This window comes from Isoalcanivorax indicus, assembly GCF_003259185.1.
GTDB classification, from domain to species: domain Bacteria; phylum Pseudomonadota; class Gammaproteobacteria; order Pseudomonadales; family Alcanivoracaceae; genus Isoalcanivorax; species Isoalcanivorax indicus.
Genome location: NZ_QGMP01000006.1, coordinates 1 through 12,518, shown reverse-complemented (window position 1 = coordinate 12,518; position 12,518 = coordinate 1). Strand labels below are relative to the sequence as shown.

At 63.7% G+C, this 12,518-nt stretch carries 14 protein-coding genes; 5 read left to right on the top strand and 9 right to left on the bottom strand.

What is annotated here, in order from left to right:
* Positions 1–216 precede the first annotated feature (216 nt).
* The gene (locus tag DKW65_RS15685) at positions 217–738 is read left to right on the top strand and encodes a DUF6231 family protein (RefSeq protein WP_111658377.1); all 522 of its coding nucleotides are present in this window, start codon (positions 217–219) and stop codon (positions 736–738) included.
* Positions 739–800: 62 nt separating this feature from the next.
* On the top strand, positions 801–1,472 hold the full coding sequence (locus tag DKW65_RS15680) for a glycerophosphoryl diester phosphodiesterase membrane domain-containing protein (protein ID WP_111658376.1): 672 nt from the start codon (positions 801–803) through the stop codon (positions 1,470–1,472).
* A 9-nt stretch (positions 1,473–1,481) separates the two neighbouring features.
* On the opposite strand, the gene DKW65_RS15675 is transcribed toward DKW65_RS15680, so the two are convergent.
* From DKW65_RS15675 to DKW65_RS15660, 4 genes are read right to left on the bottom strand one after another with little or no spacing between them, the layout of a single operon-like run.
* Positions 1,482–2,009, bottom strand: a complete 528-nt coding sequence (locus DKW65_RS15675) for a dihydrofolate reductase (protein ID WP_245932539.1) — start codon at positions 2,007–2,009, stop codon at positions 1,482–1,484.
* On the bottom strand, positions 2,006–2,839 hold the full coding sequence (locus DKW65_RS15670) for a thymidylate synthase (protein ID WP_111658375.1): 834 nt from the start codon (positions 2,837–2,839) through the stop codon (positions 2,006–2,008). The genes DKW65_RS15675 and DKW65_RS15670 overlap by 4 nt, the downstream gene beginning before the upstream one ends.
* Entirely contained in the window at positions 2,836–3,693 is an 858-nt protein-coding gene (gene lgt, locus DKW65_RS15665; RefSeq protein ID WP_111658374.1) for a prolipoprotein diacylglyceryl transferase, read from the bottom strand. The genes DKW65_RS15670 and lgt overlap by 4 nt, the downstream gene beginning before the upstream one ends.
* 12 nt (positions 3,694–3,705) lie before the next feature.
* The gene (locus DKW65_RS15660) at positions 3,706–4,512 is read right to left on the bottom strand and encodes a sulfite exporter TauE/SafE family protein (protein WP_211315823.1); all 807 of its coding nucleotides are present in this window, start codon (positions 4,510–4,512) and stop codon (positions 3,706–3,708) included.
* A 66-nt stretch (positions 4,513–4,578) separates the two neighbouring features.
* Here DKW65_RS15660 and DKW65_RS15655 point away from each other — a divergent pair, with 66 nt between their 5' ends.
* Positions 4,579–5,331, top strand: coding sequence for an NRDE family protein (locus tag DKW65_RS15655; RefSeq protein WP_111658373.1), 753 nt, complete (start codon positions 4,579–4,581; stop codon positions 5,329–5,331).
* A gap of 19 nt (positions 5,332–5,350) precedes the next feature.
* Here the strand turns inward: DKW65_RS15655 and DKW65_RS15650 are convergent, their stop codons facing one another.
* The 3 genes from DKW65_RS15650 to DKW65_RS15640 all read right to left on the bottom strand — a co-directional run bounded on the left by DKW65_RS15650 (position 5,351) and on the right by DKW65_RS15640 (position 8,948).
* Entirely contained in the window at positions 5,351–6,022 is a 672-nt protein-coding gene (locus tag DKW65_RS15650; protein ID WP_111658372.1) for a hypothetical protein, read from the bottom strand.
* Positions 6,023–6,142: 120 nt separating this feature from the next.
* Entirely contained in the window at positions 6,143–8,416 is a 2,274-nt protein-coding gene (ptsP, locus tag DKW65_RS15645) for a phosphoenolpyruvate--protein phosphotransferase (protein ID WP_111658371.1), read from the bottom strand.
* Positions 8,417–8,420: 4 nt separating this feature from the next.
* The gene (locus DKW65_RS15640) at positions 8,421–8,948 is read right to left on the bottom strand and encodes an RNA pyrophosphohydrolase (protein WP_111658370.1); all 528 of its coding nucleotides are present in this window, start codon (positions 8,946–8,948) and stop codon (positions 8,421–8,423) included.
* A 136-nt stretch (positions 8,949–9,084) separates the two neighbouring features.
* Here DKW65_RS15640 and DKW65_RS15635 point away from each other — a divergent pair, with 136 nt between their 5' ends.
* Together DKW65_RS15635 and DKW65_RS15630 are read left to right on the top strand one after the other, a co-directional pair.
* A complete protein-coding gene (locus DKW65_RS15635; RefSeq protein ID WP_111658369.1) occupies positions 9,085–9,741 on the top strand; it encodes a histidinol-phosphatase in 657 nt (218 codons plus the stop codon).
* Positions 9,742–9,776: 35 nt separating this feature from the next.
* Positions 9,777–10,760 (top strand): imelysin family protein, encoded by a 984-nt coding sequence (locus DKW65_RS15630; RefSeq protein ID WP_111658368.1) that lies wholly within the window; start codon positions 9,777–9,779, stop codon positions 10,758–10,760.
* Here the strand turns inward: DKW65_RS15630 and DKW65_RS15625 are convergent.
* Both DKW65_RS15625 and DKW65_RS15620 read right to left on the bottom strand, forming a co-directional pair.
* Positions 10,757–11,545, bottom strand: coding sequence for an enoyl-CoA hydratase (locus tag DKW65_RS15625; RefSeq protein WP_111658367.1), 789 nt, complete (start codon positions 11,543–11,545; stop codon positions 10,757–10,759). The genes DKW65_RS15630 and DKW65_RS15625 overlap by 4 nt on opposite strands.
* A gap of 43 nt (positions 11,546–11,588) precedes the next feature.
* Positions 11,589–12,206 (bottom strand): outer membrane beta-barrel protein, encoded by a 618-nt coding sequence (locus tag DKW65_RS15620; protein WP_111658366.1) that lies wholly within the window; start codon positions 12,204–12,206, stop codon positions 11,589–11,591.
* Between the last annotated feature and the right edge of the window lie 312 nt (positions 12,207–12,518).

Sequence of the window (12,518 nt, the reverse complement as noted above, 5' to 3'; positions counted from 1 at the left end):
TTAACCGGGCTGCGCGTGACGGCCCTCGGGGGGCGGGTAAGGGTTTTCTGGACCTTCGAGAGGCATGGATGCCGAACGAGAGCTTACAGGGACGTACTTGCAGCGTGTCCAGAAAACCCTTACCCGCCCCCCGAGGGCCATAACCACCACAAAAAACAGAATGGAAAACACCCCACCAGACTCGCGAGAAAAACCCCGGCAGGCTACACTCAAGACATGAGCCAAGCAGAAACCACCGTCCCCACGACGGATAGCCCGCAACACCATCTGGCCGCCATTCTCGACGGCCACCAGCCCACTACACTGCTGACCCTGAGTCTTAACCCGGTCCCCCTGGCAGAACAGTGGTGCGCCGACCATGGCGTGCAGCACCAACACATCAGCAAGACCGATCCCATGCCTGATCTCGCCGGCCTGGGCCGCTTTGATCTGGTGCTGGTCGCTGACCAACTGGAATATATGGAGCGCCACCGCGGCGAGGAACTGCTCGGCCTGCTGCGCAACCTGCATACCGACAGCATGGTGGTCACCTATCGCCCCGAACTGGCGCCCGAGACACTGCGCTGGCAACGCAACGACTTTATCGGCATGGGCCTGCGCCGCGACGCCGTGTTCGAGCAAGGCGAGCGCAGCATGATCCTGTACAGCTACGAACTGGACACCTACAACTTCCGCCGCAACTGGAACAATCCGCGCTTCTGGGCCAACCCGGAAAACTGGGGCAAATACTGGTGGTAAGACGTGTGCGCACAGGCGCGCTATAATCCTGCGCCTGTCGCCAAGCCGCTCCAAGGACACCCATGATTGGCCAACGAATTCAGGAAACCCTGCGCTTCTGGTGGCGCAATATCCCGGCCCTGCTGCTGGTAACGCTGCCCTTTGCACTGGCCAGTGAGCTGGTGCAGGGCACGCTCGGCGCCGCCCTGCAGGCGGACGAAGAGGGTATCCGTGTCAACGAACTGTCTGCCCTGCTTATCCTGCTGCTGCGCCCGTTCGCAGAAGGCGCCATCATGGCGCAGATGGCCGCCATCCACATGGGCCAGACGCGGTCCCTCGCAGAGTCCCTGATGTTCAGCCTGCGGGCAGCACCGGTTCTGCTGGTGACCTATCTGATTCTGGGGATTGGCGTTTACGCCGGGCTGTTGCTGTTCATCTTCCCGGGCGCCTGGCTGTACGCGCGCCTCTGTCAGGCCCCCTACATCGCCGTGCTCGAACAGCAAACGCCCTTGCGGGCCCTGCGCACCTCGTTCGAGCGTACCCGCGCAGACCAGTGGCAAATACTGGGCGCCGTTGCGCTGGTATTCATGCTGGTCATCGTGCTGTTCCAGATCAGCGGCATCCTGTTCACCGGCCTGTTCGGGGACCACGCCATGGGCAGCGTCGGCCTGGCGGTGGTCACCAGCCTGATCAGTTGCCTGCTGAACATTATCGTCTTCCGCTACTTCTGCCTGATGACGCCGGGCGGAAGCTAGGCGTCAACATCAGGCACGGCGGGCATAGACCACAAAGCTGTAGTCATATTCATTGGGCGGCTGGGCCGTGAAATCCTCGCGGCCGACCTCCAGCCAGACGTCGCGGGGATAGTCGGGGAAGAAGGCATCGCCGCTCACGTCGGCATGCACCTCGGTCACGTACAGGCGATCGACCTTGGGCAAGGCCAGCGCGTAAATCTCGGCGCCGCCGATGATCACCGCCTCACTGGCCCCATCAATCAGCGCCACCTGCTCCGCCAGGTGGATCGCCGCCTCCAGTGATGGCACCACGCGCGCGCCGTCGGCTGCATAATCCGGCTGCCGGGTGATCACGATATTGGTGCGCCCCGGCAAGGGCCCGCGCAGGGATTCCCAGGTCTTGCGGCCCATGATGATCGGCTTGCCAGTGGTGACCTGTTTGAAATATTTCAGGTCGTTGGGCAGGTACCAGGGCAGCTTGTTGTCCCGGCCGATACAGCCGTTGGCAGCACGCGCCACCATCAGGGACAGGGACAGGGGTTGATCCAGATCGCTCATATGGCCACCGGCGCCTTGATATGCGGGTGCGGGTCATAGTCCAGCAATTCGAAATCCTCGAAACAGAACGCGAACAGGTCCTTGACCGCCGGATTGATGCGCAGCGTCGGCAATGCGCGGGGCGCACGGCTCAGTTGCAGTTCGGTCTGTTGCATATGATTGCTGTAGAGATGGGCATCGCCCAGGGTGTGAACGAACTCGCCCGGTTGCAGATCGCAAACCTGCGCCATCATCAATGTCAGCAGGCTGTAGGAGGCGATATTGAAGGGCACGCCCAGGAAAATATCGCCGCTGCGCTGATACAGCTGGCAGGACAACTTGCCGTCGGCCACATAGAACTGGAACAGGCAATGACAGGGCGGCAGCGCCTGGCGACCCAGTGCCGCGTTCTCGTCCGGCGGCAGGGTCGGGTCGGGCAGCACCGCCGGGTTCCAGGCGGACACCACCAGACGACGCGAATCTGGATTGCGGCGAATTTCGGCCAGCACCTCGCTGATCTGGTCGATGACTCGACCATCATGGGTTTTCCAGCTGCGCCACTGTTCGCCATAAACCGGGCCCAGTTCGCCATCTTCCGTGGCCCATTCGTCCCAGATCGAGACGCCGTTGTCCTTCAGATAACGGATATTGGTTTCGCCGGACAGGAACCACAGCAGTTCGTGAATAATGGATTTCAGGTGCAGCTTCTTGGTGGTCAGCACCGGGAATCCCTGCGCCAGATCAAAGCGCATCTGATAGCCGAATACGGCACGGGTACCGGTGCCGGTGCGGTCGCTCTTTTCCACACCGTGATCACGCACATGGCGCAGCAGATCAAGATATTGCTTCATTTACGCGCAGCTCCTTTTTTCTTGCGGCGCTTGTCCGGCGCGGGGGCGGCGGGGGCGGTGGCCGGTTGCGGCCAGGTCGGGTGGCGGTAAGCCCAGATCATCATGGCCACACCCGCGATAACCATCGGCACGCTCAGCAGTTGACCCATGGTCAGCCAGTCGAAGGCGATGAAGCCGATATGGGCATCCGGCTCACGGAAGAACTCGGCGAGGATCCGGCAAACGCCATAGCCGGCGCCGAACAACCCGGTTACCGCCACCATGGGCCTGGGCCGCGACGAGTAGAGCCAGAGCACCGCAAACAGCAGCAGCCCTTCCAGCATGGCCTGATACAGCTGCGAGGGGTGGCGGGTAATCTGCAACGGGTCATTGGGGAACACCATCGCCCAGGGCAGGTCGCTGGCTCGCCCCCACAACTCGCCATTGATGAAGTTGCCGATACGGCCCGCTGCCAGCCCCAGGGGGATCACCGGCACGCTGAAATCCGCCACCTCGAAATAGCGTTTGCCGCTGCGATGGGCAAAGAGCCCGAACGCCAGCAACACACCGATCATGCCGCCATGGAACGACATGCCACCCTGCCAGATACGCACCAGGGACAGCGGATCAGCCAGAAAACCGGAGAAGTTATAGAACAGCGTATAGCCCAGGCGCCCGCCGAGAATCACGCCAACGGCACCATAAAAGACCAGATCACTGACCTGTTGTGCTGTCCAGTTGTTATCCGTACGCCGTGCACGCAACGTGCACAGCCACCAGGCAGCGATGAACCCGAACAGGTAGGTCAACCCATACCAGTGGACCTGCAGGGGGCCCAGAGAAATGGCGACCGGATCAATCTGCGGATATTGCATAGTGCTTCCTTCTCAGCCCAGCGCGAGACGCAGCCCGATGATAAACAGGACCCCGGCGAAAATCCGCTTCAGGGTCGTCGCCGGCAGCCGGTGCGCCAGCGTTGCACCGACTCGGGCCATGGGGTAGCTGGCGATGCCGATACCGATAGCAGCGGGCAGATAGACATAGCCCAGACTGCCCGCCGGTAACGCCGGATTGTCCCAGCCCGCGATGATGAACCCCACACACCCGGCCAGGGCAATCGGCAAGCCACAGGCCGAGGACACCGCCACCGCCTGCTGCATGCGCACCCGGCAGGCGTTCAGGAACGGCACCGTAAGCGAGCCGCCGCCGATACCGAACATGGAGGACACCAGCCCGATGACGCTGCCCGCCAGGGTCAGGCCCGGGGTGCCGGGCAGACGTTCCGGCGCGTCCAGCACCACCTTGCGCAGGCTGTTGAGGACCATCTGCACCGACAGGATCACTGCAAACAGCCCGAACAGTTGCGCCAGCCGCGGGCCGGACAGCCAGTCCGCCACAAAGGCACCGGCAAAGGCCCCGACCGCCACGCCCGTCGCCAGCCGCCAGACCAGTGGCCAGCGCATGTTGCCGCGCTGGTGGTGGGCCCGCACGGCGCCGATCGAGGTCACGATGATGGTCGCCAGTGACGTGGCCACGGCCAGCTGCGTCATCACCAGCGGATCGATCTCGCGCAGGTGGAAGATCAGCAGCAACATGGGCACCACAACAATACCGCCCCCCAGCCCCAGCGCACCGCCAAGTACCCCTGACAGGGCACCGATCAACACGTACAGGGGCAACAACTCGATCTGCAACCGCCACCTCCGGATTCCGAGGGTGCTATCCTAGCATGCCGATTCCGGTCAAAGGTGCCCCGATTCATGTGCATTGTGCTGTTTGCCTGGCAGGCCCACCCCCGCTATCCACTGCTGGTCGCCGCCAACCGGGACGAGTTTCACCGGCGCCCGGCCGAGCCCGCCCGCTGGCGCGAGGACGGCGTCTTCTGCGGGCGTGATCTGGCTGCTGGCGGCACCTGGCTTGGCGTCACACGCCATGGCCGCTTTGCGGCAGTGACCAATTTCCGCGAGCCCATCGAGGATCACTCTCGGGGCCGCAAATCCCGGGGCGAACTCCCCCTCGGCTTCCTGCACAGCGACATCGCCCCCGAGGCCTGGTGCAATGCCATCTCGGCACAACAGGATGATTACGGCCCCTTCAACCTGCTGGTGGGTACCCGCGACCAGCTCTGGTACGTCAGCAATCGCGGGGCGGCGCCCCAGGCCGTGACGCCGGGCGTGCATGGGCTGAGCAATGGATTGCTGGATACTCCCTGGCCGAAGGTCACCCGCGGCAAGGAAAAGCTGGCCGCATTGGGCCAGGGTGAAGCGCATCCCAGCCACATGCTGCAACTGCTGCACGACCACTGGACGCCGGACGATCACTGGCTGCCGGATACCGGCGTGGGGATGGAACTGGAGCGCCTGGTGGCACCGATCTTCATCGAATCCGAGCACTATGGCACCCGAGCCAGTTCGGTGGTGCGACTGGGGCAGGAAGGCACGCCGGAAATGATCGAGCAGTCATGGACTGCCCACGGCACCCCGGACGGGGCGCCGCGCAGCAGCCTGGAGTAACCCCGGGCGGATCGCCCGGTCAGCGTGTGGTGACAATCTGGCTGTAGTGGCCCATGAAACCCTTCAGCTCGTCATCGCTCAGGCCTCGCAGCACCTTGTGGTTAACCGCGTGGATCGCTTTCCGGCTGCCCTCGACGCCCACGTTCAGGGCCTTCTGGGTGACGAAGCCGATCTTCACTTCGCGCGTCTGGGCGAGAAAGACATTGTCCAGAATTTCGTCGGTCAGCTGATCCATGACCTTCGAGATCAATGGCACTTCTGCGGTGCCACGCCCGCTTTCCGCTGCATCGGCCGCCCGGCGAAATTCCTCTGCAAAGGAGGCGCTCACCGGGAAGGCGATGGCCGCATGCTGGCCATTGTCGTCGCCGGCAGACCAGTACATGGCGCGTACATTCTTGGCGATCGGTGCGAACTCGGCATTCGTGACTTTCTTGTAGATCTGCCGGGTCAGCATGCTGGACGCCTTGCTGGCCGTGGACACGGCGAAATCGATGATCTTGCGCTGGCCGCCGGAGAGCTCAGTCATCTGCGCCGGTTCGAGCAGGAACAGCCCCAGCATGCGATCGGTCAGGCGATCCACCATGGTGATGAACAGCTCGGCGGCCGGTTTGCCATGATCCATGGCGTGAAGGAAGTCTTCGGTGCTGTTGACCAGCGCCGGGTTGGCGGGAATGGCGACAACATTCTGCATGGCAAGGGTGTCCCTGTATCAATTCAGCGGCGCATCATAACGACACACCCGGATGGACTGAATACCCGACCGTGCGGTTGGCGCAGTCGGCATGGTCAATGCCCCCCCGGGCGTTTGCACTCAACCCAGCTTCGCGCGACGGTGCTGCAACAGGTCTCCAAGTCCGGCCTTTTCCATCTGCAGGTCCACATAGGCGGAAATGACCTCGCCGTTATCCATGGCCAGCACTTCATTGAGCAATTTGCGGGCAAACGTAATCTTCACCCGACGGATCGCCGCCTTCACCTTGAGCAGGTTCGAGGCGTTCATGGACAGTGCCGAGAAGCCCATGGCCATGAGGATCAGCGCCGAACCAGGCTCACCGGCCATCTCACCGCACACCGAGACCGGCTTCTTCTCCTCCCGCGCCGCCTCCACAACGTGCACCAGCGCGTGCAGCACAGCGGGGTGATAGGAGTTGTACAGGCTGGCCACCTGGCGATTGTTGCGGTCCACCGCCAGCAGATACTGCGTCAGGTCATTGGTGCCCACCGACAGGAAATCGACCCGCTGGGCCAGTGCCCGCGCCTGATAGACCGCCGCCGGCACCTCGATCATGACGCCCACTGGCGGCATCGGAACATCCGCCCCCTCGTCACGCACCTCCAGCCAGGCCCGGTGAATCAGATGCTGGGCTTCCTCCGCCTCGAATACCGATGTCACCATCGGCAACATGATGCGCAGGTTATCCAGACCTTCGCTGGCCCTCAGCATGGCACGCACCTGCACCATGAAGATTTCCGGGTGATCCAGGGTGACGCGAATACCGCGCCAGCCGAGGAACGGGTTTTCTTCCTGAATAGGGAAATAGGGCAATGCCTTGTCGCCACCGATATCCAGCGTGCGCATGGTCACCGGATGCGGCGCAAACGCCTGCAACTGTTCCCGGTAAATGCGGCATTGCTCTTCTTCCGACGGAAACCGGTCGCGCACCATGAAGGGGATTTCCGTGCGGTACAGCCCCACCCCCTCGGCACCGCGCTCCAGCGAGCGGGAGATATCCGTCATCAGGCCGGTGTTCACCTGCACCTGGATGCGCACCCCGTCTTCCGTCTCTGCGGGCTGCTCGCGCAGTTTTTCCAGCCCGGCCAGCAGATCCTTTTCTTCGGCGATGATTTCTTCGAACTGGTGCTTCAGTTCCGGGGTGGCGTCGGAAATCAGCCGCCCGCGGAAACCATCGACAATCAGTTCACGGCCGTCCATCTGCTTGACCGGCAGACCATGAATGCCGACCACCGTGGGAATACCCATGGCCCGGGCGACAATCGCCATGTGCGAGTTGCGTGACCCCTGACTGGTGGCAATCCCCTTGATACGTTCCTGGGGCACCTCCATCAGCATGGTGGTGGTGATCTCATCCCCCAGCAGGATGGTGTTCTCGGCAAAGGTGATCTCGCGCCGGTTGCGGCTCTGCAACTCCGCCAGCACCCGACGACCCAGGTCACGCACATCCGCCGCCCGCTCGCGCAGATAAGCGTCGTCCATCATCTCGAAGTTGCGGATATGCTCATCGATGACGATACGCAGGGCGCCCTGGGCCCAGTGCCCCTCGCGGATTCTGGCAATGATTTCACCGGCCAGCGCGTGCTTGTCGAGCATGCGCAGATACACTTCAAACAGCGCCTGCTCTTCCGGCCCCAGACGCCCCCTGGCACGCTCACCCAATGCACGCACGTCCGAACGCACGCGAATAAGCGCCGATTCAAGCTGGCTGACTTCCGCATCGATATCGGCGGCTTCCCGGTCCGGCACACTGGCCAGATCCGCAGGCGGAAACAGCAACACCCCGGTGCCGATGGCGGCCCCGGGGCAACCGGCGACGCCATCATAGAAGCGCGCCGTGGGTTCATTGGTGTCCAGACTGCCGAGCGCACCGGTGGCGCGGGCATGGGCCACCACGGCCGAAAGTTGCGCCGAAATAGTGACCAGAAAAGCCTCTTCACTCTGGTCGAAACGGCGCGCATCACGTTGCTGCACCACCAGCACGCCCAGCACCCGACCGTGGTGCATCACCGGCACGCCGAGGAACGCATGGAAGGGATCCTCGCCGGTTTCGGCCAGGTAGAGGAATTTCGGGTGGGCGAAGGCGTCTTCCAGGTTGATCGGTTCTTCGCGCAGACCGACCTGGCCAATCAGCCCCTCGGCCACCCCCAGACTGACGCGGCCAACCGCCTCCTTCTTCAGACCTTCCGAGGCCATCAGAACGTAACGGTGGCCACTGCTGTCGAGCAGATAGATGGAGCACACTTCGGTGCCCATGGCATCACGCACCCGGCGCGCCATCAGGTCGAGGGCGGTTTTCAGGTCCGGGGCGCTGTTGACCTCCTGGACGATGCGTCTGAGGGTGTCGAGCATGCAGTCAGGACCTCAACGAGGGGCTTTCGGTATGGCGCTCACGGCGCATCACCGGCGCCAGTTCCTTCAGGGCGCGGGCATAGACCCCGCGCTTGAAATGCACCACCTTGCGAATCGGGTACCAGTAGTTCACCCAGCGCCAGGACTGGAACTCCGGCGTGCCACTGCGCGCCAGGTCAATACGTTCCTCGTCTGCCGTCAGGCGCAGCAGGAACCATTTCTGCCGCTGCCCGATGCACAGGGGCGAGTCGTCATCCCGGCGGCGGCGCAGAAAGCGACGCGGCAACCGGTAGCTGAGCCAGCCTTCGGTACTGCCCAGCAGTTCGACGTCGGCCTCGGTCAGCCCGACCTCTTCTTCCAGCTCACGGTACAGCGTCTGCTCGGGCGTCTCGCCCGGCATCATGCCGCCCTGGGGAAACTGCCAGGCGTCCCGGTTACCTACACGGCGACCCCAGAAAACGCGGCCTCCGGCGCCGACCAGAATGATACCGACGTTCAACCGGAAGCCCTGTTCATCAATAATGCCTGTCATCGTCCTGCCTGCCGGGTTGCCGTGTAATTAAAGCACACTCGCGGCCTGCTCTGCTCATCTGTGTTCGGCCCGATGACCTCGCTCTGGTATGCTTGCGCAGCCCGAATCCCAGACCTGCCGCCGTGGAGAGCGCCCGATGACCCTTGCCCTGTTTGATCTCGATAACACGCTGATTGCCGGTGATTCGGATCACCTGTGGGGCGATTATCTGGTGGCGCGCGGCATCATCGACGCCGAGGGCTACAAGGCGGCCAACGATGCCTTTTATGACGACTATCTGGCCGGCAAGCTCGACATCGGCGCCTACCTGCGTTTCGCCCTCGGTGTGCTGGCCGAACACACCACCGAGGATCTGCTGCGCTGGCGCGACGACTTCATGCGTGACGAAGTCGCCCCGATCATGCTGCCCGCCGCCAGGGCGCTGCTGGACAAGCACCGCAAACAGGGCCACACACTGGTCATCATCACCGCCACCAACGACTTCGTCACCGCCCCCATCGCCGAGGCCCTGGGCGTGGAACACCTGATCGCCACCAGCGCTGAAATGCGCGATGGCCGCTATACCGGCAATTTCAGCGGCACCCCCTGCTTTCGTGACGGCAAAGTGACCCGGTTACGTGCCTGGCTGGCACAAACCGGGCATGATCTGGCGGGAAGCTGGTTCTACAGCGATTCTCGCAACGACCTGCCGTTGCTGAGTCTGGTGGATCACCCGGTGGTGGTGGACCCGGACCCGGCCTTGTCGGCAGAAGCCGCCAGCCGTGGCTGGCCAGAGATCACCCTGCGCGACTGAATCGTGTCGCGCAGTTTCGGGGGAAGGGGGACAAGATGTTACGCCACACTGCACTGGGCATTCTGCTGCTGACCATGCTCGCGGGTTGTGACCGCGAGCCTGCTGATACCACAGACACACTCATCGAACAGCCGGCCAAGGTGCCGACCGAGCAAAGCGCCGCGCTGGTATCAGCCTGGGAAGAAGAAGCGGCGCCATGGCTGCGCAAGCTGGTGGTCGCCGCGCCGGGGTTCCGCGAGGCGGTGCGCGCCCTGCTGAGTGAACCCGAACCCGACGAGGGCGCCCTGGATGCCGCCCGCAACGCCTGGGCACTGCTGTACGAGAGCTACAACCGCGCCTGGCCCCTGCTGGCAACACGCGCCGCCCTCGACCCGACCCTCCAGGTGCACCTGGCCCGCACCGATCCATGGCCGATCCTGCCCGGCTATGTGGACGCCATGCCGGACTGGCCGGAAAGCGGCATCGTCTACGACGTCACCGTATCCCTGGACATCGACAGCCTGCTGGCCCAGCAGGACATGACCGACCCGGCAGAGGTGAGCGTCGGCTTCCAGGTGCTTGAACTGTTGCTGTTCGGCCTGCCGGATGCCCCGCGCAGCACCGCCGGCCTCACCGTTGGCGAGGCACTGCCGGATCATCAGAAACCCGAGCATGAGCGCCCCGGCTACCGTCGCCGCGCCTACCTGGACGCCATCAGCGCCCTGCTGCTGGAGGACCTCAGCGCCCTGGTGCAACCGCGCCCGGCGCCCGACCCGACCCGGCTCCCGGGCGCACTGCGGCAGGCACTGATGCATAGCGAAGCGCGCCGCGATGCCCTGGCGGCACTGACACGCGACGCGGAAGACAACAGCGGCACGGATGGCGACATCTACCTGTCCAGCAACAGCCACCGCATCGCGCTGCCTGCACTGAATGAGGCACTGGCCGCCTGGCAGGACCCGGAGCAGGACCCGGGTGCCGCCTGGCGGGCCTGGCGGGAAGCCACGACCGGCGCCGTGCCCCCCGACCAGGGCATCTAGCTGAAGCGGCTGAAATCCGGCTTGCGCTTTTCCATGAAGGCCGTCATGGCCTCACGCGCCTCCGCCGAGCTCAGCCGCGCCAGAAAGTTATCCCCTTCCAGCTTCATGTGGGCCGCCACGGCCTCGCGCGTGGGCGCACGCATGAACGCCTTGGTGAGGCGCACCGATGCGGGCGGCTGCGCCGCCAGCCGACGCGCCCGCTGCCGCGCCTCGGCCAGATAATCAGCATCCTCGAACACCGCATTGGCCAGCCCCAGCGCCACGGCCTCTTCACCGGAAAACGGCTCGGCCAGCATCAGCAGCTCCGCCGCACGCGGGTGGCCCATGATCATCGGCAGCAACATGCTGGCGCCCGCCTCGGGGCACAGCCCCAGACTCACGAACGGCATCTGCAACCGGGCGCTGCGCGCGCAGTACACCAGATCGCAATGCAGCAGCATCGTGGTGCCCACCCCAACGGCCGGGCCATTCACCGCCGCGATCAACGGCTTTTCCTGATTCAGCAACTGGGCAAGAAAGCGCATCACCGGGCTGTCATCACCGGTTGGCGGGTTTTGCAGGAATTCCACCATGTCGTTGCCGGCGGTAAAGCAGTCGTCGGTACCGGCAATCAGCGCCACACGTACGGCCGGGTCGGTATCCGCCGCGATCAGCGCGGCGGTCAGGGCATCGTACATGCCGTGGGTCAGGGCATTCTTGCGATCAGGACGCTGAATACGGATTTCCATCACGCCATCCTGCTGGACGACGCTGACGTGCTCGTGCTGGGCAGCCGCCTGGGCCATGCTTGTCTCCCGGTTCTGTCATCAAAACCGGGAGTATAGCGCCTCAGAAATTGTAACGCCCGAACAGACCGAAGGTGCCGATGTCATCGCCCACCTGAACGCGAGCGCCCACATCCAGATTCTGCTGGACATTGAACAGGGCTTCGCCATACAGGCCGGTGTCACTGCGGTCGATATTCTCGTGGAAGGCGCCGCCGGCCAGTTGCAGGCGGTCTGTGGTGCGGTGGCGCACGCCGCCGCGCAGGTCTACACCGGTATCGGTGGCGCTGCTGCCACCGGACTTCTGCCGCACCTGCACCACATCACCGGAGGCCACGAAGTCGAGGCCGTCCTGGAGCAGGGTATTGAAACCGACCCCCGCCGAGATGCGATGGCCGTAAATATTGCCACTGCCACGCCGGACATCACCGTCGTAGTAACCGAGGCCACCGCGCACATGCAGGTTCGGGTCAAGGGCGTAGCTGCCTTCGACGTACACCGTGTCGGCATCGGCGCGGGGGTTACGCAGGTTGCCGATATCCACGCCGCCTTGCAGGTAGGTATAGGAAAAGGCGTTGTCGCGGCCGGGCAGGGTGCTCACAGGATCGGCCAGCGCCGGGGTGACGGGGGCAGCAACGGCGGCGGACAACAGCAGAACAGCGGAATACTTCCTGGCTTTCATGTTCGGTCCTCTTGCGTGTGACGAGTTGTGAAGATGCTGCTTTGACGGTGCTTCACCCTGTTCGGTTTCCTTTCAGGTGTAAAGTCCCGTTAAACGGGGTTTGTTGAGGCGGTCGCATTGAGATGCTCGCACTCCGTAGTCCGGCCTCGGGGAGGGGGACTCCCTTCCAGAAGCCGCCGTGAACCCGTCCCTGGGGGCTTGCGTTCGGCTTCCTGCCTCACACACTTCTGGAAGGGAGTCCCCCTCCCCGAGGCCTCAGCTCTGTGCCAACTGCTTGTCTTGCACCCCGTAGCGTGCAGGCTGGAAGTTGTT